Raw genomic sequence first — 25,264 nt, 5'->3', positions numbered from 1 at the left:
TCCGTGCCGCCCCGAACCGGACAGCGAAGAAGAGCGGCTTCGTCAGATGGAAGGCGAGTGACACCAATCACGCGGGCGTCATCCTCGGGCTTGTCCCGAGGATCTGCAGCGGATTGATTTTTCGACGTGCTTAGATCCTCGGGACAAGTCCGAGGATGACGAAAGAAAAGTGCCCGGCGTGTTTTCAGAAAAGCCGCTTAGCCTCAGGGTTCCGAGCATAGTCGGAGGCAATCACTTGCGCAGAACGTGCAGCATGCCCTTGCGCTTGGCGTCGTAATAATAACCGCGTGCATAAAGACGGACTGCGTTGTCACGGTTGCTATCGGCTACAAGCCATGCGCCACGCAGATATTTGACGGCGTATTTGAGGTTTGTTTCGGCGTCGAACAGGCCGGAGGCGGGGCCATCAAAGCCCATGGAGCGGGCCGTTGCGTGCTTGATCTGCATCAGACCGAAGTGGCCGCCATTATAGGCGCCGGGATTGTACATGCTTTCACGCTGGACAACACGGTGCACCAGATCTTCCGGCACATTATACATGACCGCATATTTCGAAATCAGCCCACTCAGCTTTTCGCGCCCGGCAGGTGCCGACTTGAGAGGAGCCGTCACGGTTTCATTCTGCCGGATGGCGGCAAGGGCGGCGTTGGTCGGGCCCGCGGCATAGGCGAGAACCGTGCTGTCAGGCTTCGGCAGCGGAATGACCTTGCGCTCGGCCGTCAGTTCGGTGCCGATCGATGGGGTGCCGGGTGGCGGCGGTGCGGGTGGGAAGCTGCCCTTGACGGCAACCACCTGCGGCAGATCGGCGGCGGCGTTGTGGGTGGACGATTGTGCTGCGGCTCCAGCTGTCTCGATCGCGGTTGCTGCCGGCGTTGCGGCATGGGGTGCGAGAGCAGTAGCGGTGGCCGGCGCGGATGTCGCCACGGTCGCCTGCGCCATCTCTGCCGGTTGCTGCATCTGGGCGCTGATGGCCGCTGCTGCGGCGATTTCAGAGGCTGGCGGCAGGGCCACACGGCCACCCTTGACGGCGACGGCGGTAGGAAGCGTTGCAGGTTGCGAAGCGGTGGCGGCGTCTGTCGCCGGTGCGGCCGGCGTTACGCCTGCTGCGGTTTCAGCCGTTGCGGGCTGTGTCGATGCCTGCGCAGGAGCGGCAGTGGGGTTTACTGCCGCAATTTTCGGGCCGTCCGGCCCTTCCTTGGCGGTATATTCGACACTTGTGCATCCAGCCAATGCCAGTGCGAGGCCCACGGTGGAAGACAGAAGAACTGCACTTCTTCCGCGGAATTTGCCCGAATTTCGCATGTTGCCGCCTTCGTTATGCCTGTCTCTCGATACCCCCGCGTCAAGCGAAGCAGGCAGTGTCCCGTCGAGCCTTCATTAACCTATTGTAAGGATAGCGGCAAGCCGGGACGTGGCTCCCCGGCTTTCAGGCGGTTTTTCAGGCCGCGATGCGCCTGTAGCCGGCGCTGACGGCGCGGCCGGAAATGAAGTGGGTGCGGTATTTCGGCCGGATTTTTTTGTTGCCGGACATGCGGCGCACCAGCGAAAGCGTGGCGCTGAAAAACAGCGCCTGCAGGGTGAGAACGGCAAGCGCCACCAGCATGATTGCGGCCTGAGCCGTGGCGAATGTTTCGATGGCATTGCCGGAGGCGGAAACAAACTGCGGTAACAGCGCCAGGAAGAACGCGAAATAGCGCGGGCGCAACGCGGCCATGGCGTAGCAGTCGCGGAAAATGCCGCTCGATGATTTGCCCGGGAGATTGTCGTTATCCGCATTGGCCGCCTGGGCGGCGGGCGTGGCAAAGGTCCACAGCAGGAACAGCATGAGCCAGCCAAGGCCGGCCCATTGAACGATCTCCGTGAAGGATTGCGGCAAATAGGTAAGCCCGGCCACCGGAATGGCCGAAATCGTCATGGCCGTGACAATACCGAGCGCTCCGCCGCTGACGGAGGCGAAGACCGTTTTCCTGCCGCGAATGCCGGCATAGGAAGCCACGGAGAATACAAGGGGAGAGGGAAGTGCGAACACAACGGCACATGCTGCACAAAAAATCAGCCAGGCCTGTCCAGACATTCTCTTCCTCCTTGCCCTCCCTGTCACCGCATTAATTAGCCTATCGTAAAATTAGGCCGCTGTGAACGGTTGACCGACGTGTTCCATCACTTCGGTAAACCATTTTGCAGAAAGGTCGAAATGCTTTCCGCCCTTGATACGCGGAAACTCGATGGTCCGCAATTTGCCGTTCTGATCTTCGTCATGGCCGGTGACGCCCGAGACCTTGTTGAGCGCGCTTTCGACGGCGAGATCAACCATGCCCTGGATGAGGCGCAGATCGTCGCCATTGGCGGGCGCGGAGCGCGCGAAATAGCCAGACTTCTGCACCATGGAGCGTTCGGCGCCGATGAGGCCGGCAAACTGCTTCTGGAACCAGCCGCCGACATTGATGGTGTCGATCTTCACATGACCGAAGGCATCGCGCTTGACGGCCTCGCCGGAGGCTTCACGCTCGGCAACGATGGAATCGAGGCCAGCACCTTCGGAAACGAACAGCGTGACATAGCCGTGCCTGTCCATGATGGCCTTCAGGCGCTCGGCTTCCGCCTCGATGTCGAAGGCCATTTCCGGCAGGTAGATGCCGTCGATATTCTTCATCTGCGTGTTCATCATCAGGCCTTCGACATATTCATTGCCGCTGGTCTTCTGGATATAGGCGCGCGCGGTCGCGGCCGTCAGCCAGCCGCAGTGACGGCCCATGACTTCGTGGATGACAAAGGTCTTCGGGGCAGCGCTCTGTTCGTTGCTGACATTGTCGAAGAAGGAAGCGCCGACTTCGGCGGCGGTCCAGGCGCCCAGCGACTGCTTGATCGGTACGACGTCATTGTCCACCGTCTTCGGCAGGCCGACGACGGTCAGGTCATAGCCGTTCGCGCCGAGATAGGCGGCAAGGTCGGCGGCCGTCGTGTTGGTGTCATCGCCACCGATGGTGTGGAGAATGGTGATGCCGTCTGCGGCCAGCCGTTCGGCGGCGACGCGCAGCGGGTTGTCACCCTCTTTCACCAGTCCGCGCTTGGCGCAATCGGCGGCATTGGTGAGCTTGACGCGGCTGTTGCCGATCGGCGATCCGCCGTAACGGTGCAGCAGCGGGGCCTTTTCGCGCATGTCCTTGGTGATCTCGATGCGGTCACCCAGAAGCACGCCCTGGTAACCGGAGCGATAGGCCACGATGTCGATCTCAGGCGCAATGTCGCTGTAGCGTTCGATCAGGCCGCCAACGGCGGAAGAGAGACAGGGCGCAAGGCCACCCGCGGTCAGCATTGCGACTTTCTGTTTGGCCATCGTGGCTCTCCTTTTGCGTATATTCAAAGACATGTCTGGCAAATGGATGCGACAGCCACGTGTAGGTGTAAAGTGAATTTATCAAGAAAAACGCCGATTTCTCGCGGTTTTTCAGCGGCTTGAGGAAGGAGTCCGAATATAATCGTTTCAATCCGTATCGTCTGTCCCGTGTTCGCGCAGCCTGTGGAAAACTGCAGTCGTGTCGGTTGCCGCGCTCTTGTTCCTGAAGCAAAACTGTCGCAAAGATGAATAAAAGTTAATGCCGCAGCGTTGCCGGGCATATTGCATTCGCTGCAATATCCCGTCATGCTTGCTGCATGATGTTCGATTTCGCCTGTCTGCAAATTTCATCCCTGTGGGAGCGGCTGCTCGGCGCAATCGGCGACGCGGCAGGCGGTGCGCTCGGGCGCGTGGTGGAAGCAATCCGCACGCTGTTCGAGGGAGATCCGGAAACCCGCCGCAAGGTTTCCTTTTCGGTTGCGATCATCGCGCTGTCCGCCAAGATGGCCAAGGCCGATGGTGTCGTCAACGATGCCGAGGTTCGCGCCTTCCGGCAGATTTTCGATTTTCCCGAAGAAGAAGCGAGAAACGTCGCCCGTCTTTATAACCTTGCGCGTCAGGACGTTGCCGGTTTTGAGGCCTATGCCGAGCGTCTTGCCGGTCTTTGCGGTTCCGGCCATGACAATTGCGAGATGCTGGAAAGCGTCATTGACGGTCTGTTCCACATCGCCAAGGCTGACGGGTTGATCCACGAGCGGGAGTTGGCTTTCCTTGGCCGTATCGCGGAAATCTTCCATATTACCGAAGATCACTTCGAAACGATCATGGCGCGACACGTTCACATGAATGGGCGCGATCCGTACCGCGTGCTCGGCGTTTCGCCCTCGGACGACTTTCTGGATATTCGCAAGCGTTACCGTTCGCTGGTCGCCGAACATCATCCGGACAAGCTCATCGCACGCGGCGTGCCGATGGAATTGCATGCCGCCGCGAATGAGCGTATGGCGGCCCTCAATGCCGCCTATGCGGCCATCGAGAAAGAACGCCGCGTCGCATGAGTGAATTTCTGCCGGACTTCAAGGGCGCAGCCGTTGCGCCTTCGCCCAACCATGGCGAAAGACAGGGCGTGGCAGGCCCGGATATCATCCTCCTGCATTATACCGGTATGACGACCGCTGATGGCGCTCTTTCGTGGCTCTGCAATCCCGAAAGCCAGGTCTCCAGCCATTACTTCGTCTTCGAGGACGGGCGCGTCATTCAGATGGTTCCTGAAACCCGCCGCGCCTGGCATGCGGGCAAAAGCACCTGGGCGGGCGATGAAGACATCAATTCCCGCTCCATCGGCATCGAAATCGCCAATCAGGGCCATCCCGGCGGACTGCCTGAATTTCCGGAAAAACAGGTAGCCGCCGTCATCGAATTGTGTCGCGATTGCGGCCAGCGCTGGAATATCGCCCCTGAAAGGGTACTTGCGCATTCGGATGTAGCGCCGATCCGCAAGGTCGATCCGGGTGAAAAGTTTCCGTGGGACATCCTGTCGCAGCACGGTGTCGGCCATTGGGTTGAACCCGCGCCGATCCGCGGCGGACGCTTTTTCCAGCGCGGCGATCATGGCCAGCCGGTGGAAGCGTTGCAATCGATGCTGTCCATATACGGATACGGCGTTGAAATAACAGGCGCTTATTGTGAGAAGACGGAGGGCGCCATCGCCGCCTTCCAGCGGCATTTCCGCCCGGCGCTGGTGGATGGCATAGCGGATTTTTCCACTATTGACACGCTGCATCGGCTGATTGCCAGCCTGCCGAAATTTTCGGCCGCTTAAACGCGAATTCTGGAAAATAGTTCCCCGTTTTCGGGGTGTTCAAGTCGCTTTTTTTGATGTGCCACAGTTAATCCGCATTGAGGAAGTCTAAGAACGGCACTGGACGCGGTGCTGTTCTTCAGGGGAACTTACCGTCAATATCAATCAAGGAGACTGGACTGTGGAAGGTCGTGATCGACTTTCCACGCGCTGGACATTTGTATCGTTTCATTGTTCCGGTTATCCGATCTGGAGACTTTTTCAGCATATGAACAGAGTTTTTGTTGCTGTCGCAGCGGGCGTTGCTATGCTCGTTTCGCAGGCGGGGATTGCTTTTGCCAAAGACGAGGACGTCAAGACCAAGACCGTGACGCTGGAGACCTTCTTCCGCAAACCCGGTTATCCCATTCCGGAAAAGAACCTGCCTTCGTCGCTCAAGAATGATTATTCCGATCTGATCGTCAAATATGCCAAGCGGTACGGCGTTCCCACCAATCTGGCACATGCGGTCGTTTCTGTGGAAAGCAAGTTCAATCCCAAGGCCCGCGGCAGCGCAGGCGAGGTCGGGCTGATGCAGATCAAGCCGGCAACGGCGCGCATGATGGGCTTTCGCGGCACGACCAAGGCTCTTTATGATCCCGAGACCAATATTCGCTGGGGCATGCAATATCTGGCGACCGCCCATCAGCTTGGCGGCGGCGAGGTTTGCAGCACGATCCTGCGTTACAATGCCGGCCATGGCGCCACCCGCATGAACCCGGTGTCCAAGCGTTATTGCGGCAAGGTGCAGGCGCTTCTGGCCAGCTGAGGCCTTTCGCCAAGGCGTGCGAATCTTTCAGATTCGCGCGCCACATGCTTCGGACGTCACGGAAATCGATTCCGGTTCATGCCCGCATGCTGTAGTCAGGAATAAATCTGATACGGAGCATGGCATGCCGGATTTCAAATATATCGTCGTCGGGGCTGGAATGATGGGTGCGGCGGCGGCGCGGCACCTTTCGGCGCAAACGGATGGCGTGGCGCTGATCGGACCCGCCGAGCCCGTCAATCGCAGGACCCATACCGGTGTATTTTCAAGCCACTACGATGAAGCACGCATCACCCGTGGTTTCGACGGCGATCCGGTCTGGGCGGAATTGGCGCAACGCTCCATCCGGCGCTATGCGGAGATCGAGGCAAAAAGCGGCATCCGTTTCTTCACCGAAGCGGGCTGCCTGTTTACCGGAAATGGCAAGGGGCTTGCCGGAGACTATGTGTCGCGCGCGCTTTCCTCAGCGGGCCGTCTCGGTCTTGGCGTGGAAACGATCGGCAGCGACAGGCTTGTCGGCCGCTTCGCGATGTTTTCCCTGCCTGCCGATCACAACGGTTATTTCGAGGCGCGCAATGCCGGGCACGTCAATCCACGCGCCCTGGTGAAGGCGCAATGCACCGTTGCCGCGGCGCAGGGCGCGCGGCTGGTGCGCGAGACGGCGGCGCATATTCGCGATACCTCGAACGGCGTGGAGGTTTCGACCCGGGAAGGGGCCGTGCACACAGCTGAAAAGGTCATCGTCGCAGCGGGCGGTTTCACCAACATGGCCGATCTTCTGCCGTCGCCGGTCGATATGGCGGCGACCGGCCGCACCATTGCCTTTTTCGAGCTTGATGAAGCAAGGCAGGCCCTTTTCGGTGCCATGCCCTCGACCATCGTGCTGGCGGAGACTGAGGACGATATCGTCTATATTCTTCCGCCCGTGCGTTACCCCGACGGCAAGGTCTATCTGAAGATCGGCGGCGAAAGTGAAAAGGGCAGGCTCGAAACGCTTGCCGAGGCTATCGACTGGTTCCATTCGGACGGCACACCTGGCGAGGTCGAGTTCCTGAAAAAGCGGGCGCTGTCGCTGATGCCGGAACTTGCGGGTTGCCCGGTGACATCGGGCTCCTGCGTCGCCTCCATCACCCGCAGCGGCTATCCCTATATCGGCTATACGCAATCTTCCAACATCGCGGTTCTGACCGGCGGCAATTTCGTTTCCGCCAAGTCGTCGGACGAGATCGGCCGGCTGGGTGCGATGCTGCTTCTGGACGGCCAGCTGACCGAGAATGATTTTGCTGCCGAAATGTCGCCGGTTTTTATCTGACATCCTTCTGTGGAGCGGCTACAAGGTTGGGACTGAACAGAGCGGATGAAGAGGGCGGCATGTCGGGGCATTTCAAATATATCGTCGTCGGTCGCGGCATGATGGGTGCCGCCGCCGCCCGCCATCTGGCGGAAAAGGTGGATGGCGTCGCGCTGATCGGCCCCGGCGAGCCTGCCGATATCACGTCGCATCAGGGCGTTTTTGCCAGCCATTACGATGAAGCGCGTATTACCCGCACCATTGACGGCGATGCGGACTGGGCTTTGCTCGCCAATCGCTCGATTGCGCGTTACGCCGATATAACGGCAAGGAGCGGGGTGGAGTTTTACGCGCCTGTCGGCTGCCTGATCGTCGGGCCGGGACGGGGCGGCGACAATCCTTTTATCGGCAATGTCCTCAAGGCGGCGGAACGGCTTGGCGTCTCCACGGAACTCATGAATGATGAGAGCCTGAGAAATGACTTTCCCTATTTCTCCTTCGAGCCGGGCAGCGAGGGCGTGTTCGAAAAGGACAATGCGGGTTACGTCAATCCGCGCGCGCTGGTGAAGGCGCAGAGCGTTCTGGCAGATAAAGCCGGTGTCACGCTCATCGACGATGTCGTCGTATCGACGCGGGAAGAGGCTGGCAGGGCAATAGTGGAGACGGCCTCGGGTGCGGTCTACGCGGCGGACCGGGTGCTGGTCGCGGCTGGCGGTTTTTCGATCACGAAGGATTTTCTGCCGCAGCCGGTTGCTCTCAATGTGTATGCGCGCACTGTCGCTTTCTTCGAGATCGATGAAGCGGATCTGGAGCAATATGCGGGCATGCCGTCGCTGATCTATGAGCCTCGCGACACGACGAAACATATCTATCTGCTGCCGCCCGTGCGGTATCCCGACGGCAAGTTCTACCTGAAGATCGGCGGCGATCCCGACGACAAGCTCGTCGGCAGCGATCCCGAGATCCGCGCATGGTTCCGCTCCGGCGGGCGTGAAAGCGCGCGTGACCATCTCTCGGACATCGTCGCGACTTTGGTGCCGTCCATCGACCGCTCGCGCATTTCCATGGCTGCCTGCGTGGTTTCCAAAACGCCAGGCGGTTATCCGGCCATCGGCTTTACGACGTCACCGCGCATTGCGGTTCTGACCGGTGGCAACGGCACGGCGGCGAAGAGTTCCGATGAGATCGGGCGGCTCGGCGCTGCGCTGCTGCTAGACGGAAAAATCGGCGACGGGGCTTATGCCGCGGATTTCAAGCCGGCATTTCTTTGATCTTTCATTGCGCTTTTCGGTGGCTTTCGCCCCGGAACATGGTTATGCAGCCCAAGCCAGTTGGCCGGGCAGCCGCGCTTTACCAATGTCGAAAGACGGTAAGGTGAGGAAAGTCCGGGCTCCACGGAAATACGGTGCCGGATAACGTCCGGCGGGGGCGACCCCAGGGAAAGTGCCACAGAGAGCAAACCGCCATGCTTTGCATGGTAAGGGTGAAAGGGTGGGGTAAGAGCCCACCGCGCCGCTGGTGACAGTGGCGGCAAGGTAAACCCCACCGGGAGCAAGACCGAATAGGGATGACATGGAACGGGCGAAAGCCCGTTTACAGCCGGTTTCCGGGCCCGTCATCCGGGTGGGTTGCGAGAGGCGGCATGCAAATGCCGTCCCAGATGAATGGCTGCCACGTTCCGGGTCAAACCGGGGCCATACAGAACCCGGCTTACAGGCCAACTGGCGAATTTTCCTTCCGATCCGTAGGCGGGTGCCACGGTATCGTACAATCATTTCATTGTTTTAAAACAGAAAAGCCGCGGCTTCACCGTGCCTTCCTGTGCGGTGAAAAAGCATCATGCTGTGTGAAGTAAACCATTCGTTAAACTTAACGGCTTATGAATTTCCGATGCGAAGTCGGCATCGTGCGGGCTTCTCCCATTGACGCCCATAGTGTCCCATGGTATCCCAAATGCACACCACATTGGGTCGTGTTTTTGACCCGCAATCGCTGAAACGAGTGAGGAGCCTGCGAGGGGCTGCTGCAGGGCATGTCGCCCTGGCGCTTGGCGATGTGTCGTGCGTACCGGTGTCGTCTGCGAAGTGGATGGTTTGCTTTGCGGAATGCGGTTTTGGCGAGTTGAGTAATGGACCGCTTTTTATCGAACGTGACGAACAGGATCGACGCCAAGGGGCGCGTTTCGGTTCCGTCTCCGTTTCGTTCGGTACTGGCCAGGCGCGGCATTCAGGAGCTTTATTGCCTTCAGGATTTCGCCTTTCCGGCAATCAGCGTCGGCGGTCCGGATTTGCTGGAGCGCTACGAGCGGCAGATAGCGTCCATGGATGCCTTCTCGCCGGAGGCGAACGCAATGTCGCTGCTGGTTCACGGCGGCGGCGTTTTCATGAAGCTCGACCAGGAAGGTCGGTTGATGGTGACGGATTTCGTGCGGGAATTTACCGGCATATCCACCGACGTCACCTTCGTTGGACGGGCGGATCATTTTCAGCTTTGGCAACCGAATGCGTTTTTGGCGGCGCAGGCGGAAGCAAGAGCGGGGCGCGGTTTTTCGGCTGCTCGCCCCGCATAGGACGGGGACACGGGATGGCGGCGAATTCTGGCGGACGATCTTCTGATGCCGGTGGCGGACCTCAACGCCACATCCCGGTTCTTCTTCGTGAAGTGATCGCCGCGCTTGAGCCCACATCCGGAAAGGTCATTCTTGACGGCACCTTCGGGGCCGGCGGTTATACCCAGGCGATTCTGGATGAGGGCGCGAGCGTGATCGCGCTTGACCGCGATCCGACAGCGATTGCCGGCGGTCAGGCCATGGTGGCCGCCAATGGCGGCAGGCTTTCGCTTATTCAATCGCAATTTTCCGATCTGGCCAAACACGCGCCGCAAGGTGGCCTTGACGGTGTGGTTCTCGATATTGGCGTCTCCTCCATGCAGATCGACGAGGCTGAACGCGGTTTTTCCTTCCAGAAGAACGGCCCTCTCGACATGCGTATGTCGAGTTCGGGCGTTTCCGCGGCGGATGTCGTCAATCGCGCCAAGGTCGGCGATCTCATCCGCATCTTCGGCTTTCTCGGTGAGGAAAAACAGCCGGGCCGCATCGCCCGCGCCATCGAGAAGAAAAGGGCGGAAGAGCCTTTCCGCACGACGCGCGATCTGGCCGGTCTGATCGAGATCGTCACGCCGCGCAAGGCGAAGGACAAGATTCATCCTGCAACACGCGTGTTTCAGGCGCTTCGCGTTTTCGTCAATGACGAACTGGGTGAGCTGGCGCAGGCGCTGTTTGCCGCCGAACAGGCGTTGAAACCCGGCGGCCGGCTTGTCGTCGTCACGTTCCATTCGCTCGAAGACCGTATCGTCAAGAAATTTTTCGCGGATCGGTCGGGTAAAGCCGCCGGTTCCCGGCATCTGCCGATGGTGGAGGACAGGCCCGCCATTTTCGACACTATCGGCAAGCCGATGATCGCCGCCAGTGACGAGGAGGCGGAACTCAATCCGCGTGCCCGTTCAGCCAAGCTGCGCGCCGGTCTGCGGACCTCAGCGCCGGCGCGTGCTGCGGATTTTTCGATTTTCGAGCTTCCTGATCTCGCCAGCCTTGAAAAGATGGGAGGCTGATATGCTGCGTACATTCGATATCGTCTTGGTGGGAGTCATGGTCGCGGCGGCTGTCGTGACCTATTCGATCAAGCACAAGGCCGATCTGAAGCTGGAAGAGGTCCGCAAGCTCGAGGCCGAAATCAAGCTCGAGAAGGATACGATCGACCTTCTCAGGGCCGACTGGGCGTTGCTGACGCAGCCCAATCGCCTCCATCGTCTCGTCAATGCCTATCAGAATGAGCTCGGCCTTTCACCGACGATGCCCACGCAGCTGGCGCAGCCGCGCGAACTTCCGATGCTGCGGTCGCAATTGCCGCAGCCGCCCGAGCCTGAAGGCATGAGCGTGGAAGATGTCATCGCCGCGGCCGTCAACGGTTCGAAGCCGGGCGCCACGCTTGGTGGAGCATCCAAGCCGAAATCGCCGCCGGCCGGCCAGATTGCCGCCAATGGTGCGCCTATACCGACGCCCAGGGCGCGTGTTTCCCGTCCCCCGGCGGCTCCGGCCGTTTCCGCCGTCGCGGGCGATGAAGCCGACGATATGGATGACACGATAACAGGATCGGTGAACCGCTAATGTCTTTTCTCTCCCGTGTCATGGTTTTGAAGAGCAAGGCTCACTTTTCCGCCAGCACCACCGGCGTCTATACGGACCATGCCGCATTTGAGGGCGCCCGCAAGAAAAGGGCGGCCCAGGCGAAGAGCCGTGTCGGCCTCATCATCTTCGGTTTTGTCGCCTTTTATGGTGTCGTCGGCGGGCGTCTCGTACAATATGGCATGGCGGAACAGGAAACGGTTTCGAGCATCGCGCCCGCAGACCGGCTGATGGCGTCGCGTCCCGACCTTCTCGACCGTAACGGTGAGGTTCTGGCCACCGATATCCGCACCGTCTCGCTGTTTGCCGAACCGCATCGCATCGTGGATATCGATGAAGCCATCGAGAAGCTGCGCACCGTCCTGCCGGACCTCGACCAGCGCGGGACCTATCAGAAGCTTACGTCCAATTCGCGCTTCCAGTGGCTGCGCCGCCAGCTGACGCCGAAACAGCAGAGCCAGATTCTGGCGCTCGGCATTCCCGGCGTCGGTTTCCGCCCGGAAAAGCGTCGCTTTTATCCCGGTGGGCCGACGGCCGCCCATATTGTCGGTCACGTCAACATCGACAATCGTGGCGTTGCCGGCATGGAACGTTACGTCGACAATCAGGGGCTTGCCGACCTGACGGCGCTCGGCATGACCAGCGACCAGCCGCTGGAGCCGATAAAGCTGTCGATCGATCTGCGTGTACAGTCCATCGTGCGCGAAGTCGTGACTTCGGCGATCGCCAAGTTCCAGGCGATTGGCGCGGGCGCCGTGGTGATGGATGTGCATACCGGCGAAATTCTCGCCATGGCCTCGGTTCCGGATTACGATCCGAACAATCCGGCCGAGGGTGCGAAAGAGGGCTGGCTCAACCGCATGTCGAACGGCACGTTCGAAATGGGCTCCACCTTCAAGTCCTTCACAATCGCCATGGGCCTTGATTCGGGCCGCGTGCGTCTGGGCGACAGTTTCGATGCCCGTTATCCGATCCGGATCGGCGGTTTCACCATCAAGGATTTCCACGGCAAGAACCGCGTTCTGTCGGTGCCGGAAATCTTCCAATATTCGTCCAACATCGGTACGGCCAAGATCGCCGATACGGTAGGCACCGAAGGTCACAAGGAATTTCTGACGAAGCTCGGGCTTCTGACCCGCATGCAGACGGAACTGCCGGAAGTGGCAATGCCTTCGCAGCCGCGCGAATGGAAGAAGATCAACTCGATTACAATTTCCTTCGGTCACGGTGTTTCGACGACGCCGCTGCAGACGGCGGTTGCCGGTGCGGCGCTTGTCAATGGCGGCAAGCTGATCGAGCCGACCTTCCTGCCACGCACCCGCGAGCAGGCGGATCTGGTGGCCAAGCAGGTTCTGAAGCCCACCACAAGCAAGGATATGCGCTTCCTGTTCGAATGGAACGGGGTCAATGGCTCCGGCCGTAATGCGCGTGTCGATGGTTTCAACGTCGGCGGCAAGACCGGCACGGCGGACAAGGTCGTTAACGGCCGTTATGTGCGGGACAAGAACTTCAACGCCTTCCTGTCTGCATTTCCGATCGACGATCCGCAATATGTGGTGTTGACCTTTATCGATGAACCGAAGACGGACAAGGGCAATGGCGCGGCACTCGCCGGCACCTCCGCGGCGCCGATGGTGCACGATATCATCACCCGCACGGCGGCGGTGCTGGGCGTGAAGCCGAAGTTCGGCAAGGATGGCTCGGCCTTGCTCGTGTCTTATTGATTGTTAGAGCTTATGATGTTCCGGCGATTCGCGCCGGGGGGACAAGACGGACACAGTCGATGAATTTGCGAGATATATCCGGAAACGCGTTTCCGGAATTGAATGAATTGCTCCTGTCTGAGATCGGGGCGATCGAAATCGGGGGGATAACCGCAGACAGCCGCAGGGCGCAGCCCGGCAGCCTGTTCGTGGCGGTTGCCGGCACCAAGGCGGATGGCGCGGCCTATGTGAAGGATGCGGTTGCCAAGGGTGCGGTCGCCGTCGTTTCCGGGCATCCCGTGGATGCCGACGTGCCGGTGCTTTCGGTGACTGATCCGCGCCTTTATCTCTCCCTTGCCGCTTCCCGTTTTTACGGAAAACAGCCCGAGACCATGGTTGCCGTCACCGGCACGGCGGGAAAGACCTCCGTTGCCTCTTTCGTCCGGCAAATCTGGGCTTTCGCGGGCCATGCTGCAGCACAGATCGGCACGACAGGTGTGATTGCACCCGGCCGCGAAGACTACGGCGCGCTCACCACGCCTGATCCGGTGACGCTGCATGCGCTTCTCGCCGAGCTTGCGGCCGAAGGCGTGACCCATGCGGCCATGGAGGCTTCGAGCCACGGCCTCGATCAGCGCCGCCTCGACGGCGTGAAGCTTGCAGCGGCCGGTTTCACCAATCTCGGCCGCGACCACATGGATTATCATCCGACCGTCGAGGACTATATGGCCGCGAAGATGCGGCTGTTCGATACGCTGATGGAAAAGGGCGCGCCCGCCATTATCTTTGCGGACGATCCGTGGTCGGAAAAAGCAATCCGCGCGGCGCGCGAAGCGGGTCTCGATGTTCGTACGGTCGGCCGCAAGGGCGATTATCTGGCCCTGAAGCGTGTTGAGCACTTCCGTCACAAGCAGATGATCGAAGTGCACCATGACGGCGAGATTTATGAAGTCGACATCCCCTTAGCGGGTGATTTTCAGGTTGCGAACGCTCTCGTCGCCGCTGGTCTTGCCATGTCCACCGGCGTTCCCGCGGCAACCGCGCTGAAGGCGCTCGAAAAGCTGATCGGCGCTGCCGGTCGTCTGGAACTGGTGGGCCAGACGAAGAACGGCGCGCTTGCCTATGTGGATTATGCCCATAAGCCGGATGCGCTGGAAAACGTGCTCACTTCGGTCCGGCCCTTCACCTCGGGCCGCATCATCACCGTCTTCGGCTGCGGCGGCGACCGCGACAAGGGCAAGCGCCCGATCATGGGCGAGGTTGCGACGCGGCTTTCCGACATCGTCATCGTTACCGACGACAATCCGCGCTCGGAAGATGCCGCAACGATCCGTTCCGAGGTCATGGCGGCGGCGCCGGGTGCAGTGGAAATCGGCGACAGGTCGCAGGCGATCCACCATGCGGTTTCGCTGCTTTCCAACGGCGATACGCTGATCGTCGCAGGCAAGGGGCATGAAGAGGGGCAGATCGTCGGTTCCGTGACGCTGCCGTTTTCCGATCATGAACAGGTGCGCGCTGCGCTGGCAGGGCTGGAAGGATTGAAGATTTGAGCTGGTTATGGACAGTCGCCGACATGATCGCCATCACGGCAGGACGCCCCGTTGGCAACCTGCCGACAGGAATCACCGGCATTTCCATCGACAGCCGGACCGTCAAGGCGGGCGAAGCCTTTTTTGCCATCAAGGGTGATCGGGTCGACGGCCATGATTACACCAGTTTCGCGGTTGCCAATGGAGCCGGTCTCCTGGTCGTTGCCGAAGCCAAGCTGCCGGCGCTCGGCCGGCTCACCGTGCCCATGATCGTGGTCGAGGACGTGCTTGCCGCACTCGGCAAACTCGCCATTGCGGCGCGCGAGAGAACTTCGGCACGCATCATCGCGGTGACTGGTTCCGTCGGCAAGACGACCACCAAGGAAATGCTGCGGCAGGCTCTGGAGCCGTCGGGCCGGGTTCATGCGGCGGTCGCATCCTTTAACAATCACTGGGGTGTGCCACTGACGCTGGCGCGTATGCCGGCGGATACCGAGTTCGGCGTTTTCGAAATCGGCATGAACCACTCCGGCGAAATTCGCCCGCTGGTCAAGATGGTGCGTCCGCATGTGGCGATCATCACGACCATCGCTCCCGCCCATCTCGGCAATTTCAAGAATATTGAAGAGATCGCCGCGGCCAAGGCGGAAATATTCGAAGGGCTTGAGGAGGGTGGCTCCGTCATCCTCAACCGCGACAATGCCCAGTTCGAGCAGCTTGAAGAGGCCGCACAGGAACAGGGCATAGAGCACATCCTGACCTTCGGGCAGCACGCCAAGGCCGATTTCCGGCTCGCCGACTTTGAAAGCACGCCTGCGGGTTCGACCATCTGGGCGATCCTGAACGGCGAGACCAGCGAATTGCATCTCAATGTTCCCGGACGTCACATCGCCGACAACGCCATGGCGGTGCTTGGTGCCGTCGCCGTGACGGGCGCCAATCTTGACCGCGCTTTTGAAGCGCTCGGAACGCTCGAGGCGGTGAAAGGGCGCGGCCAGCGCCACCGCCTGACGATTGAAAGCGGTTCGTTCCTGCTGATCGATGAAAGCTATAACGCCAACCCCGCTTCCATGCGCGCGGCGATTGCCGTGCTGGCGGAAACGGAAACGCAGGGCCACGGCCGGCGCGTTGCCGTTCTTGGCGACATGCTTGAGATGGGCGAATTTTCCGCGCAGCTGCATGAAGAGCTGGCCGGGCCGCTGCTTGCGGCCGGCATCGAGCATGTCTGGCTCGCGGGGGAGGCGATGGCGGCGCTGCGCGATGCGCTGCCGGACAGCGTCACCGTCATCTGGTTCCCGACGACGGCGGAACTCACCGATTTCGCCCTGCAATGGGTGCAACCGGGAGACGCGCTGATGGTAAAATCGTCACTTGGCCTCGGTTTCGGCAAGATTGTCGCCGCCCTGCTTGACAAGTATCCGGCATTCCCCGAGACGGAACGCCAAGTCTGAAATAGCCTTTTGAAAGGGCAATTATGCTGATCTGGCTCGTCGAACTGTCGGATAAAGTTCAAGTCTTCAACCTCTTCCGCTACATCACCTTCCGGGCGGGTGCGGCGATGTTCACCTCTGCGTTGATCGTCTTCCTGTTTGGACCGGCGATCATCAACTCGTTGCGCGTGCGCCAGGGCAAGGGCCAGCCGATCCGCGCCGACGGGCCGCAGACCCATTTCAAGAAGGCCGGCACGCCGACCATGGGCGGGCTCATGATCCTTGCGGGTATTCTCGGCGGCTCGCTGCTGTGGGGTGACCTGTCGAACGTCTACGTCGTTGCCGTGCTGATGGTGACACTCGGTTTCGGAGCCATCGGCTTCTACGATGATTACCTGAAGGTAACGAAGCAGAGCGACAAGGGCTTTTCCGGCAAGGCGCGTCTTGGCATCGAATTCCTGATCGCGGCGATTGCCGTGTTCTTCATGATGAAGATGGCGCTCGCTTCCGCCCCGCATGGCGGCACGCTCGGCAGCTCTATCGCGTTTCCGTTCTTCAAGGAATTCGTGATCAATCTCGGTTATTTCTTTGTGCTGTTCGGTGCTTTTGTCATCGTCGGTGCGGGCAATGCCGTGAACCTGACGGATGGTCTCGATGGTCTCGCCATCGTGCCCGTTATGATCGCGGCTGCTACCTTTGGCGTGATCGCCTATCTTGCCGGTAACGCGGTTTTCGCCAATTACCTGCAGATCAATTTCGTGCCCGGCACGGGTGAACTCGCCGTCATTGTCGGCGCGGTCATCGGCGCGGGCCTCGGCTTCCTGTGGTTCAACGCGCCGCCTGCCGCCATCTTCATGGGCGATACGGGTTCGCTGGCGCTCGGCGGCCTCATCGGCTCCATCGCTGTCGCCACCAAGCACGAGATCGTCATGGTCATCGTCGGCGGTCTCTTCGTCATGGAAACGCTGTCGGTTATCATCCAGGTTTTCTGGTTCAAGCGAACCGGCAGGCGTGTGTTCCTGATGGCGCCGATCCACCACCATTTCGAGAAAAAGGGCTGGACGGAAAGCCAGGTGGTGATCCGTTTCTGGATCATCTCCGTTGGCCTCGCGCTGCTCGGCCTCGCCACCCTGAAGCTGAGGTGAGCGATGATCCCGGTCACGTCGTTCAGAGGTAAGAAGGTCGCGCTTTTCGGGCTTGGCGGTTCGGGTCTCGTCACCGCCCGCGCACTGGTCGCGGGTGGGGCGGAGGTCGTCGCCTTCGACGACAATCCCGATAGCGTCGCCAAGGCTGAAGCCGAAGGCATTACGACGGCGGACCTGCGGACGATAGACTGGCCCTCCTTTTCCTCCTTCGTGCTGGCGCCCGGCGTGCCCTTGACGCATCCGAAACCGCACTGGTCGGTGGACCTTGCCAAGGCAGCGGGTGTCGAGATCATCGGCGATATCGAGCTTTTCATCCGTGAGCGCCGCGCTCATGCGCCGGATTGCCCTTTCATCGCGATTACCGGCACCAACGGCAAGTCCACAACGACGGCGCTAATCGCGCATATTCTCAAGGCATCCGGCCGCGATACGCAGCTGGGCGGCAATATCGGTACGGCGGTGCTGAGCCTCGATCCGCCGAAGGCGCAACGTTTCTATGTTGTCGAGTGCTCGTCCTACCAGATCGATCTCGCGCCAACGATTAATCCGACCGCCGGAATTCTTCTCAATCTGACGCCCGATCATCTCGACCGGCATGGCACGATGCAGCACTATGCTGACGTCAAGGAGCGATTGGTGGCTGGCAGCGGCACGGCAATTGTCGGTGTGGATGACAGTCATTCGACACTGATCGCCGACCGTATCGAGCGTGCCGGGGTAAAGGTCGAGCGCATTTCCAAACGCAATGTCGTTTCCGAAGGTCTTTATGCTGAGGGCAGCCGCATCCTGCGGGCGCATGGTGGCACGTCCGCGCTGCTGGTCGATCTCGACGGCATCCAGACCCTTCGCGGCAGCCACAATGCGCAGAATGCGGCGGCGGCAATTGCCGCCTGCCTTGCGGTCGGTGTTACCGAAGACGAGATTCGGGCCGGTCTCAAATCCTTCCCGGGCCTCAAGCATCGCATGCAGCCTGTCGGACGCCGTGGCAACGTCACCTTCGTCAACGACAGCAAGGCTACCAATGCCGATGCTGCTGCACCGGCGCTTTCAAGCTTCGACCGCATCTACTGGATCGCCGGCGGCCTGCCAAAAGCGGGTGGCATCACCAGCCTCTCGCCGCTCTTCCCCCGCATCGCCAAGGCCTATCTGATCGGCGAGGCGGCAGCGGAATTTGCCGCGACGCTTGGCGAGGCTGTGCCGTATGAAATATCCGGCACGCTGGACAAGGCTTTACAACATGCGGCCGCGGATGCGGAAAAAGATGCGACGGCCGGCAATATCGTGATGTTATCCCCGGCTTGCGCAAGCTTCGATCAATATAAGAACTTTGAGATCAGAGGTGATTCGTTCGTCGCGCAGGTTGCGGCGCTCGATGGCATGACGATGCTGGTTGACTCTGGAAAAGGGGGCTGAAGGCCATGGTAAGCCGAGTTGATCGCGGTCCGGTCGCGGAATGGTTCTGGACCATCGACCGTTTCTTTCTGGCGGCGTTCATCGCATTGATGGGCATCGGACTGATGCTGTCCTTTGCGGCGTCACCGGCGGTTGCCGAGCGTATCGGTCTCAACAGCTTCTTCTTCGTCGAGCGTCAGGCGATGTTCATGGTGCCGTCGCTGGCGATCATGGTCGGCCTGTCCTTCCTGTCGCCGCGTCAGGTGCGGCGCGTGGCGGTCATCATGCTTATCGCTTCGCTGCTGATGATGATCTTCGCGCTATTCTTCGGCATCGAGGTCAAGGGTGCGAGACGCTGGATTTCCATCGGCACCTTTTCCATCCAGCCATCGGAATTCATGAAGCCTGCTTTCGTCATCGTCTGCGCCTGGCTTTTCGCCGAGCGGGCACGCCATCCTGAAATTCCGGGTAACCTCTTTGCGATCATCACCTTCGGCATTGTGGCGGCGCTCCTGATCGCCCAGCCCGACTTCGGCCAGACGATCCTGACCTCCGTGGTCTGGGGCGGCATGTTCTTCATGGCCGGGGTGCCGTGGTTCTGGATCATCATGCTCGGCGGTCTCGGCGTCGGCGGCATCATCTCCGCCTATCTGCTGCTGCCGCACGTTGCCGGCCGTATCGACCGTTTCTGGACGGGCGAAGGCGATACGTTCCAGGTGGATACGGCGCGCGAGGCGATCATTCGCGGCGACTGGTTCGGACGCGGACCGGGCGAGGGCATCGTCAAGCGCATCATTCCGGACAGTCATACCGACTTCATCTTCTCGGTGGCGGCGGAAGAATTCGGCATCGTTTTCTGCATGTTCCTGGTGGCGATCTTCGCCTTCATCGTGCTGCGCGGCCTGTCGCACGCCTTCAAGGAAAAGGACGATTTCTGCCGCTTCGCCGTGGCCGGCCTCGTTTTGCAGATCGGCATGCAGTCGATGATCAATATCGGCGTCAATCTGGAACTGATGCCCGCCAAGGGCATGACTCTACCGCTGATTTCCTATGGCGGTTCGTCGATGATGGCGATCTGCGTGACCGCCGGCTTCCTTCTGGCGCTGACACGCCACAGACCCGAAAAGCGGGCGCAGGAGCGGAGTTTCTTCCGCGTCGGTTCCGGCGTTCCCGCGGAGTAAAGTATCATGAGCAAGGGTATTGTTCTTCTTGCCGCCGGGGGAACCGGCGGTCACGTGTTTCCAGCTGAGGCTTTGGCGCATACGCTGAAAGAACGCGGTTATCAGGTGCATCTCGTCACCGACAGCCGCGCCGAGCGTTATGCCGGCAAGTTCCCGGCGGATGAAATTCATGTGGTGCCATCTGCCACCATCGGTTCGAAGAACCCGATTTCCGTGGCGCGTTCGCTGTGGAAATTATGGACAGGGTTGCGTTCAGCGCGCCGGCTGGTCACGAAGCTGAAGCCGGTCGCGGTTGTCGGCTTCGGTGGTTATCCCACCGTGCCGCCGCTTCTGGCATCGACCGGGCTTGGCGTGCCGTCGATCATTCACGAGCAGAATGCGGTTATGGGCCGCGCCAACAAAGCGCTGGCCGGCCGGGTGAAAGCAATTGCCGGCGGTTTCCTGCCGCCCGCCAACGGCCAATATTCAGACAAGACCGTGGCCACCGGCAACCCCGTTCGCCCGGCGGTGCTGGCGGCGTCGGAGATACCCTATACACCCTCGCAGACGGATGAACCGTTCCAGCTCGTCGTTTTTGGCGGCAGCCAGGGCGCGCAGTTCTTTTCCAGCGCCGTGCCGGCAGCGATCTGCCTTTTGAAGAACGAGCAGCGCAAGCGCATCGTCGTCACCCAGCAGGCTCGCCCCGAAGACAAGGACAGCGTGATCGCCTCCTATCAGAAGCTCGGCGTGAAAGCGGATGTTTCGCCCTTCTTCGGCGACATGGCTTCACGTATTGGCGAGGCCGATCTGGTCATCAGCCGTTCCGGCGCTTCGACGGTGTCGGAACTGTCGGTCATCGGCCGTCCGTCGATCCTCGTGCCTTATCCGCATGCGCTGGATCACGATCAGGCCGCCAATGCGGCAGCGCTTTCAGCAGCCGGCGGCGCAAACGTCATCAAGCAGGCGGAACTATCGCCGCAGAAGCTTTCCAGCCTTTTGTCGTCGGCGCTTTCCGAGCCTGACCGTTTGAGCGCGACGGCGGCGGCGGCAAAGGCGACCGGTAAACCGCATGCGGCTGATGTGCTGGCCGATCTGGTCGAGGCAATTGCTTCCGGCCAGTCCGTACAGGAATTCAAGAAGAAGAATGAAGGAGTTGGGGCATGAAGATGCCGAAAGCCATAGGCCTTGTCCATTTCATCGGCATAGGCGGGATCGGCATGAGCGGCATTGCCGAAGTGCTTCACAATCTCGGCCATCGCGTTCAGGGGTCGGATCAGGCCGATAGCGCCAATGTGCAGCGCCTGCGCGACAAGGGTATCGAGGTTTTTGTCGGCCATACGGCGGATAATATCGGTGATGCCGAGGTCGTGGTGGTTTCCACCGCCATCAAGAAAAGCAATCCGGAACTCATCGCCGCGCGGGAAAAACACCTGCCGATCGTTCGCCGTGCCGAAATGCTGGCGGAGCTGATGCGTTTCCGCAATGCCATCGCCATCGGCGGTACGCACGGCAAGACCACGACCACCTCCATGGTCGCGACGCTGCTGGAAGCCGGCAATCTTGACCCGACCGTCATCAATGGCGGCATCATCAACGCCTACGGCACCAATGCCCGGATGGGCGAGGGCGAGTGGATGGTGGTCGAGGCCGATGAATCCGACGGCACCTTCCTGAAGCTGCCGGCCGATGTGGCCGTCATCACCAATATCGATCCCGAGCATCTGGACCATTACGGCAATTTCGATGCCGTGCGCGCCGCGTTCCGCCAGTTTGTCGAGAACGTGCCGTTCTACGGTTTTGGCGTCATGTGCCTCGACCATCCGGAAGTGCAGGCGCTGGTCGGCCGGATCGAGGACCGCAAGGTCATCACCTATGGCGAGAACCCGCAGGCCGACGTGCGTTTTTCGAATGTACGCATCGACGGCACGCGGTCGATCTTCGACGTGGAAATCCGCCGCCGCCGCACCGGCAAGATATTCTCCTTCAAGGACCTCGTCCTGCCGATGCCCGGTCGCCACAATGTGTCGAATGCCACGGCCGCGATTGCGGTCGCCAATCGTCTCGGCATTTCGGAAGCCGACATCAAGAAGGGGCTTGCCTCCTTTGCCGGCGTCAAGCGCCGCTTCACGCTGACGGGTGAAGCCAACGGCGTACAGGTCTTCGATGATTACGGCCACCATCCGGTCGAGATCAAGGCCGTGCTGGCGGCGGCGCGCGAAGCCTGCAAGGGCCGCATCGTCGCCGTGCACCAGCCGCACCGCTACAGCCGGCTTTCCAGCCTGTTTGACGATTTCGCGCATTGTTTTAACGATGCCGACACGATTATCCTTGCTCCGGTCTATGCCGCGGGCGAAGATCCGATCGAAGGCGCGAGCTCGGAAGCGCTGGTTTCGGCCATCAAGGCCGCCGGTCACCGCGACGCCCGTTTTCTCGAAAAACGGGAAGATCTCGCCTCCGTGGTTGCAGGCATTGCGAATCCGGGTGATTTCGTGGTTCTCTTGGGGGCTGGGAATATCACGCAATGGGCAGCAGCGCTGCCTTCGGAATTGAAGAGCATATCAGGAAAGTCTGAATGAGACAGGTCGATGGGGTTAAATTGCTGGGGAGGCTCGGCGACGGGGTAAATGAATTGCGGGGACGTCTGACACCGGATGCGCCCATGGACCGCGTGACGTGGTTCAGAGCCGGCGGTCTTGCGGAGGTGATGTTTCAGCCGCACGATGCCGACGATCTGATTACCTTCCTGAAAATTCTGCCGGAAGACGTGCCGTTGACCGTGGTCGGCGTCGGCTCGAACCTTCTGGTGCGCGATGGTGGCATTCCTGGCGTCGTCGTCCGTCTGTCGGCCAAGGGCTTCGGCCAGGTAGAGCTTGCCGGTGAAAACCGCATCAAGGCCGGCGCGATCTGCCCGGACAAGCATATTGCGGCCATGGCCATGGATAATGGCATTGGCGGTTTCCATTTCTATTACGGCATTCCCGGCTCCATCGGCGGTGCGCTGCGCATGAATGCGGGCGCCAATGGCGGTGAAACGCGCGAGCGTGTCGTGGAGGTCTATGCGGTCGACCGCCAGGGCAACCAGCATGTGCTTTCCAATGCCGACATGGGTTACAGCTATCGCCATTCCGGCGCGGATGCGGGCCTGATCTTTACCGGCGCGCTGTTTGAGGGTTATCCCGAAGACCGTGCGAAGATCCGCGCGGATATGGACGCCGTGCGGCATCACCGCGAAACCGTGCAGCCGATCCGCGAACAGACCGGCGGATCGACCTTCAAGAACCCCGAAGGTCATTCCGCCTGGGAACTGATCGACGAAGCCGGTGGCCGTGGTCTGGTCATTGGCGGCGCGCAAATGTCGTCGCTGCACTGCAATTTCATGATAAATACCGGCCATGCGACCGGTTACGATCTGGAATATCTGGGCGAGACCATTCGCAAGCGTGTATTCGAAAAATCCGGCATCCGGCTGGAATGGGAAATCAAGCGCCTTGGCTTGTTCATGCCGGGTCGGGAAGTGGAGCCTTTCCTGGGGGCTTGAGGGTGAATGGCCGGCGACGGGGCAACGGTTGAGGATGAGCGGGAGCGGCGTCGGTTGGATATCGTTTCCAACGAGCGCCGCAAACTCTTGGCCAATGCGCTGGACCGGCTTTCCACGGCCTTTATTGCCCTGGGTGTAGTCGGTCAGGCGTTATCATTGACGCCGACCTCTACGAGTATTTTCAGCGTTGTCGTCATGACTGGTTGGATTTTAGGGGCCGTTATACTACATTTGATTGCAAGACGTGTGCTTGGAGGCTTGAGATTATGACCTCGCAAATATTCATCTGGTATGTATTTCCCTGGCTGGTCTCGGCAATAGGATTATGCTGGTTGGCATACGACCACTACAAACATCCGGGACGCTGATTGGTAGCGAAAATAAAAGCCCGCGAAACAGGTGTTTCGCGGGCTTTTTGCTGTCGAGATTTTATGTGGTTCAGACTTCGTCCTTGCGGGAAAGCAGGATGCACGCCAGCGTGATGATGGCGGAGACGCAGAGGTAATAACCAACATATCCCATGCCGTAATTCACCTGCAGCCACGTGGCGATGTAAGGCGCCAGCGATGCGCCGAAGATGCCGGCCATATTGAAGGTGATGGACGAGCCGGTGTAGCGTACGCGGGTCGGGAAGGGGGCGGCGAGCGCCGTTCCGATCAGACCGTAGGTCATGCCCATCAGCGTCATGGCAAGGGCCGCGAAGATGAAGATCGAGCCCTCGCCGCCAGTCATCAGGCTGGGCAGCAGGAAGGAGAACAGGCCGATCAGCACCGTCGTCAGGATCAGGATCTCACGACGGCCGAATTTCTCGGCGAGCTTGCCGGCGATCGGGATGAAGATACCGAAGACGATGGAGCCGACGATCTGCACTTCCAGGGCGTCGAGAAACGGGATTTTCAGGACCTTGACGTTGTAGGAAAGCAGATAGGCAGTGCCGATATAGAACAGAACGAAGGTGGCCAGCGCCACGAAAGTGCCGAGCACGAGGCTGCGCTTGTGGTTGCGGAACAGTTCCGCGACCGGCACGGCCACACGCTCTTCCTTTTCGATAGCCTTCTGGAAGTCGGGCGTTTCGGTGATCGACAGGCGAACCCACATACCGACTGCGATCAGGATGATCGAGGCGACGAAGGGAATGCGCCAGCCCCAGCTCAAAAGGGCCTCCTGCGACATGAAGTGGAGGAGAATCCAGAAGACGCCGGAGGAGAGGAACAGGCCGACAGGTGCGCCGAGCTGCGGGAACATGCCGTACCAGCTGCGTTTGCCGGGAGGAGCGTTTTCCGTAGCGAGAAGAACTGCACCGCCCCATTCGCCGCCAAGGCCGAAGCCTTGACCGAAACGGCAAAGCGCCAGGAACAGCGGCGCCAGAACGCCTGCCGTCTCATAGGTCGGCAGAAGGCCGATCACGACCGTCGACACGCCCATCGTCAGAAGGGCTGCAACAAGCGTGGTCTTGCGGCCGACACGGTCACCGTAGTGACCGAACACGACCGCGCCGAGCGGACGGGCGAAAAAGGCGATGGAGAAGGTGGCGAAGGATGCCAGAAGCGCCGTCATCGGATCGTTGTTCGGGAAGAACAATGCCGGGAACACGAGCACTGCGGCCGTGGCATAAACGTAGAAATCGAAAAACTCGATGGTCGTGCCGACCAGGCTGGCAGTGAGAACTCGTGCAGGCGAATTTGTCTTTACAACGTTCGAATTGCCAGCTGTCGACGATACCGAAGATATCGCGTCAGTCATGGTTTGGTTCCATTTCAGAGGAGTGGAATGTAGTGCCTTGGGAGGCGATGACTGCGTTAACGCAATTTTTGTTCCTATGGAATGCTAAAAAAGAAATATTGCAAATAATGTGATCTATGAATGCGACAGTTGCTGTTGTGCCTTCCTGAAGCGCGATCCGGCGATTGAGAGACTGATTCAGGCCATCGTTTTAAAATGCTGAAA

22 protein-coding genes and 1 other RNA gene are annotated in these 25,264 nt (G+C 60.1%); 19 read left to right on the top strand and 4 right to left on the bottom strand.

The features are described 5' to 3' along the window. Positions 1–231 precede the first annotated feature (231 nt). The 3 genes from JZY08_RS09580 to JZY08_RS09570 all read right to left on the bottom strand — a co-directional run bounded on the left by JZY08_RS09580 (position 232) and on the right by JZY08_RS09570 (position 3,337). Positions 232–1,302, bottom strand: coding sequence for a lytic transglycosylase domain-containing protein (locus tag JZY08_RS09580; protein ID WP_137037970.1), 1,071 nt, complete (start codon positions 1,300–1,302; stop codon positions 232–234). A 136-nt stretch (positions 1,303–1,438) separates the two neighbouring features. After that, on the bottom strand, positions 1,439–2,074 hold the full coding sequence (locus JZY08_RS09575) for a LysE family translocator (RefSeq protein WP_216330009.1): 636 nt from the start codon (positions 2,072–2,074) through the stop codon (positions 1,439–1,441). A gap of 51 nt (positions 2,075–2,125) precedes the next feature. Next, positions 2,126–3,337 carry a pyrophosphate--fructose-6-phosphate 1-phosphotransferase gene (locus tag JZY08_RS09570; RefSeq protein WP_003494859.1) on the bottom strand — a complete coding sequence of 404 codons (1,212 nt, stop codon included), beginning with the start codon at positions 3,335–3,337 and terminating at the stop codon, positions 2,126–2,128. 317 nt (positions 3,338–3,654) lie between these two features. Here JZY08_RS09570 and JZY08_RS09565 point away from each other — a divergent pair, with 317 nt between their 5' ends. The 19 genes from JZY08_RS09565 (at position 3,655) to JZY08_RS09475 (ending at position 23,587) form a co-directional block, all read left to right on the top strand. Beyond that, entirely contained in the window at positions 3,655–4,395 is a 741-nt protein-coding gene (locus tag JZY08_RS09565) for a DnaJ family molecular chaperone (RefSeq protein ID WP_216330008.1), read from the top strand. Beyond that, a complete protein-coding gene (locus JZY08_RS09560) occupies positions 4,392–5,159 on the top strand; it encodes an N-acetylmuramoyl-L-alanine amidase (protein ID WP_137037968.1) in 768 nt (255 codons plus the stop codon). Before JZY08_RS09565 ends, JZY08_RS09560 begins: the two co-directional genes overlap by 4 nt. Before the next feature lie 247 nt (positions 5,160–5,406). Beyond that, a complete protein-coding gene (locus JZY08_RS09555) occupies positions 5,407–5,946 on the top strand; it encodes a lytic transglycosylase domain-containing protein (protein ID WP_137037967.1) in 540 nt (179 codons plus the stop codon). A gap of 124 nt (positions 5,947–6,070) precedes the next feature. Next, complete coding sequence (locus tag JZY08_RS09550) at positions 6,071–7,258, top strand: FAD-dependent oxidoreductase (protein WP_216330007.1); 1,188 nt, start codon at positions 6,071–6,073, stop codon at positions 7,256–7,258. A 59-nt stretch (positions 7,259–7,317) separates the two neighbouring features. After that, positions 7,318–8,508 carry an FAD-binding oxidoreductase gene (locus JZY08_RS09545; RefSeq protein ID WP_216330006.1) on the top strand — a complete coding sequence of 397 codons (1,191 nt, stop codon included), beginning with the start codon at positions 7,318–7,320 and terminating at the stop codon, positions 8,506–8,508. Positions 8,509–8,564: 56 nt separating this feature from the next. Then, positions 8,565–8,966: RNase P RNA component class A (gene rnpB, locus JZY08_RS09540), an RNA gene on the top strand. A 399-nt stretch (positions 8,967–9,365) separates the two neighbouring features. Next, positions 9,366–9,806 (top strand): division/cell wall cluster transcriptional repressor MraZ, encoded by a 441-nt coding sequence (mraZ, locus tag JZY08_RS09535; protein ID WP_080835188.1) that lies wholly within the window; start codon positions 9,366–9,368, stop codon positions 9,804–9,806. A 14-nt stretch (positions 9,807–9,820) separates the two neighbouring features. Then, a complete protein-coding gene (rsmH, locus tag JZY08_RS09530; protein WP_216330005.1) occupies positions 9,821–10,846 on the top strand; it encodes a 16S rRNA (cytosine(1402)-N(4))-methyltransferase RsmH in 1,026 nt (341 codons plus the stop codon). Between the two features lies 1 nt (position 10,847). Further along, positions 10,848–11,402, top strand: coding sequence for a hypothetical protein (locus tag JZY08_RS09525; RefSeq protein WP_035220451.1), 555 nt, complete (start codon positions 10,848–10,850; stop codon positions 11,400–11,402). Then, a complete protein-coding gene (locus tag JZY08_RS09520; RefSeq protein ID WP_035220454.1) occupies positions 11,402–13,144 on the top strand; it encodes a penicillin-binding protein 2 in 1,743 nt (580 codons plus the stop codon). The genes JZY08_RS09525 and JZY08_RS09520 overlap by 1 nt, the downstream gene beginning before the upstream one ends. A 59-nt stretch (positions 13,145–13,203) precedes the next feature. Next, positions 13,204–14,673, top strand: a complete 1,470-nt coding sequence (locus JZY08_RS09515; RefSeq protein WP_216330004.1) for a UDP-N-acetylmuramoyl-L-alanyl-D-glutamate--2,6-diaminopimelate ligase — start codon at positions 13,204–13,206, stop codon at positions 14,671–14,673. Continuing rightward, positions 14,670–16,103, top strand: a complete 1,434-nt coding sequence (locus JZY08_RS09510) for a UDP-N-acetylmuramoylalanyl-D-glutamyl-2,6-diaminopimelate--D-alanyl-D-alanine ligase (RefSeq protein ID WP_080835182.1) — start codon at positions 14,670–14,672, stop codon at positions 16,101–16,103. Before JZY08_RS09515 ends, JZY08_RS09510 begins: the two co-directional genes overlap by 4 nt. Positions 16,104–16,126: 23 nt before the next feature. Further along, complete coding sequence (gene mraY, locus JZY08_RS09505) at positions 16,127–17,227, top strand: phospho-N-acetylmuramoyl-pentapeptide-transferase (protein WP_003494882.1); 1,101 nt, start codon at positions 16,127–16,129, stop codon at positions 17,225–17,227. A 3-nt stretch (positions 17,228–17,230) separates the two neighbouring features. After that, positions 17,231–18,640, top strand: coding sequence for a UDP-N-acetylmuramoyl-L-alanine--D-glutamate ligase (gene murD, locus JZY08_RS09500; protein ID WP_216330003.1), 1,410 nt, complete (start codon positions 17,231–17,233; stop codon positions 18,638–18,640). A gap of 5 nt (positions 18,641–18,645) precedes the next feature. Further along, positions 18,646–19,800, top strand: a complete 1,155-nt coding sequence (ftsW, locus tag JZY08_RS09495) for a putative lipid II flippase FtsW (RefSeq protein ID WP_003494886.1) — start codon at positions 18,646–18,648, stop codon at positions 19,798–19,800. 6 nt (positions 19,801–19,806) lie between these two features. After that, complete coding sequence (gene murG / locus JZY08_RS09490) at positions 19,807–20,943, top strand: undecaprenyldiphospho-muramoylpentapeptide beta-N-acetylglucosaminyltransferase (protein WP_216330002.1); 1,137 nt, start codon at positions 19,807–19,809, stop codon at positions 20,941–20,943. Beyond that, on the top strand, positions 20,940–22,355 hold the full coding sequence (murC, locus tag JZY08_RS09485; RefSeq protein WP_216330001.1) for a UDP-N-acetylmuramate--L-alanine ligase: 1,416 nt from the start codon (positions 20,940–20,942) through the stop codon (positions 22,353–22,355). Before murG ends, murC begins: the two co-directional genes overlap by 4 nt. Next, positions 22,352–23,317: a UDP-N-acetylmuramate dehydrogenase gene (murB, locus tag JZY08_RS09480; RefSeq protein WP_216330000.1), complete on the top strand. Its 966-nt coding sequence runs from the start codon at positions 22,352–22,354 to the stop codon at positions 23,315–23,317. The genes murC and murB overlap by 4 nt, the downstream gene beginning before the upstream one ends. Before the next feature lie 54 nt (positions 23,318–23,371). Beyond that, positions 23,372–23,587 (top strand): hypothetical protein, encoded by a 216-nt coding sequence (locus JZY08_RS09475; RefSeq protein ID WP_253204007.1) that lies wholly within the window; start codon positions 23,372–23,374, stop codon positions 23,585–23,587. Positions 23,588–23,755: 168 nt separating this feature from the next. On the opposite strand, the gene JZY08_RS09470 is transcribed toward JZY08_RS09475, so the two are convergent. Beyond that, positions 23,756–25,060 carry an MFS transporter gene (locus tag JZY08_RS09470; protein WP_216329998.1) on the bottom strand — a complete coding sequence of 435 codons (1,305 nt, stop codon included), beginning with the start codon at positions 25,058–25,060 and terminating at the stop codon, positions 23,756–23,758. Positions 25,061–25,264 lie beyond the last annotated feature (204 nt).

This window comes from Rhizobium sp. X9, assembly GCF_018873185.1.
GTDB classification, from domain to species: domain Bacteria; phylum Pseudomonadota; class Alphaproteobacteria; order Rhizobiales; family Rhizobiaceae; genus Agrobacterium; species Agrobacterium oryzihabitans.
This window is presented reverse-complemented; position numbering and strand designations above follow the sequence as displayed.

Excerpts from the sequence above, each read along its gene's own strand:
- JZY08_RS09580 (WP_137037970.1), bottom strand. The coding sequence starts at position 1,302 with ATGCGAAATTCGGGCAAATTCCGCGGAAGAAGTGCAGTTCTTCTGTCT.
- JZY08_RS09575 (WP_216330009.1), bottom strand. The coding sequence starts at position 2,074 with ATGTCTGGACAGGCCTGGCTGATTTTTTGTGCAGCATGTGCCGTTGTG.
- JZY08_RS09570 (WP_003494859.1), bottom strand. The coding sequence starts at position 3,337 with ATGGCCAAACAGAAAGTCGCAATGCTGACCGCGGGTGGCCTTGCGCCC.
- JZY08_RS09565 (WP_216330008.1), top strand. The coding sequence starts at position 3,655 with ATGATGTTCGATTTCGCCTGTCTGCAAATTTCATCCCTGTGGGAGCGG.
- JZY08_RS09560 (WP_137037968.1), top strand. The coding sequence starts at position 4,392 with ATGAGTGAATTTCTGCCGGACTTCAAGGGCGCAGCCGTTGCGCCTTCG.
- JZY08_RS09555 (WP_137037967.1), top strand. The coding sequence starts at position 5,407 with ATGAACAGAGTTTTTGTTGCTGTCGCAGCGGGCGTTGCTATGCTCGTT.
- JZY08_RS09550 (WP_216330007.1), top strand. The coding sequence starts at position 6,071 with ATGCCGGATTTCAAATATATCGTCGTCGGGGCTGGAATGATGGGTGCG.
- JZY08_RS09545 (WP_216330006.1), top strand. The coding sequence starts at position 7,318 with ATGTCGGGGCATTTCAAATATATCGTCGTCGGTCGCGGCATGATGGGT.
- mraZ (WP_080835188.1), top strand. The coding sequence starts at position 9,366 with ATGGACCGCTTTTTATCGAACGTGACGAACAGGATCGACGCCAAGGGG.
- rsmH (WP_216330005.1), top strand. The coding sequence starts at position 9,821 with ATGGCGGCGAATTCTGGCGGACGATCTTCTGATGCCGGTGGCGGACCT.
- JZY08_RS09525 (WP_035220451.1), top strand. The coding sequence starts at position 10,848 with ATGCTGCGTACATTCGATATCGTCTTGGTGGGAGTCATGGTCGCGGCG.
- JZY08_RS09520 (WP_035220454.1), top strand. The coding sequence starts at position 11,402 with ATGTCTTTTCTCTCCCGTGTCATGGTTTTGAAGAGCAAGGCTCACTTT.
- JZY08_RS09515 (WP_216330004.1), top strand. The coding sequence starts at position 13,204 with ATGAATTTGCGAGATATATCCGGAAACGCGTTTCCGGAATTGAATGAA.
- mraY (WP_003494882.1), top strand. The coding sequence starts at position 16,127 with ATGCTGATCTGGCTCGTCGAACTGTCGGATAAAGTTCAAGTCTTCAAC.
- murD (WP_216330003.1), top strand. The coding sequence starts at position 17,231 with ATGATCCCGGTCACGTCGTTCAGAGGTAAGAAGGTCGCGCTTTTCGGG.
- ftsW (WP_003494886.1), top strand. The coding sequence starts at position 18,646 with ATGGTAAGCCGAGTTGATCGCGGTCCGGTCGCGGAATGGTTCTGGACC.
- murG (WP_216330002.1), top strand. The coding sequence starts at position 19,807 with ATGAGCAAGGGTATTGTTCTTCTTGCCGCCGGGGGAACCGGCGGTCAC.
- murC (WP_216330001.1), top strand. The coding sequence starts at position 20,940 with ATGAAGATGCCGAAAGCCATAGGCCTTGTCCATTTCATCGGCATAGGC.
- murB (WP_216330000.1), top strand. The coding sequence starts at position 22,352 with ATGAGACAGGTCGATGGGGTTAAATTGCTGGGGAGGCTCGGCGACGGG.
- JZY08_RS09470 (WP_216329998.1), bottom strand. The coding sequence starts at position 25,060 with ATGACTGACGCGATATCTTCGGTATCGTCGACAGCTGGCAATTCGAAC.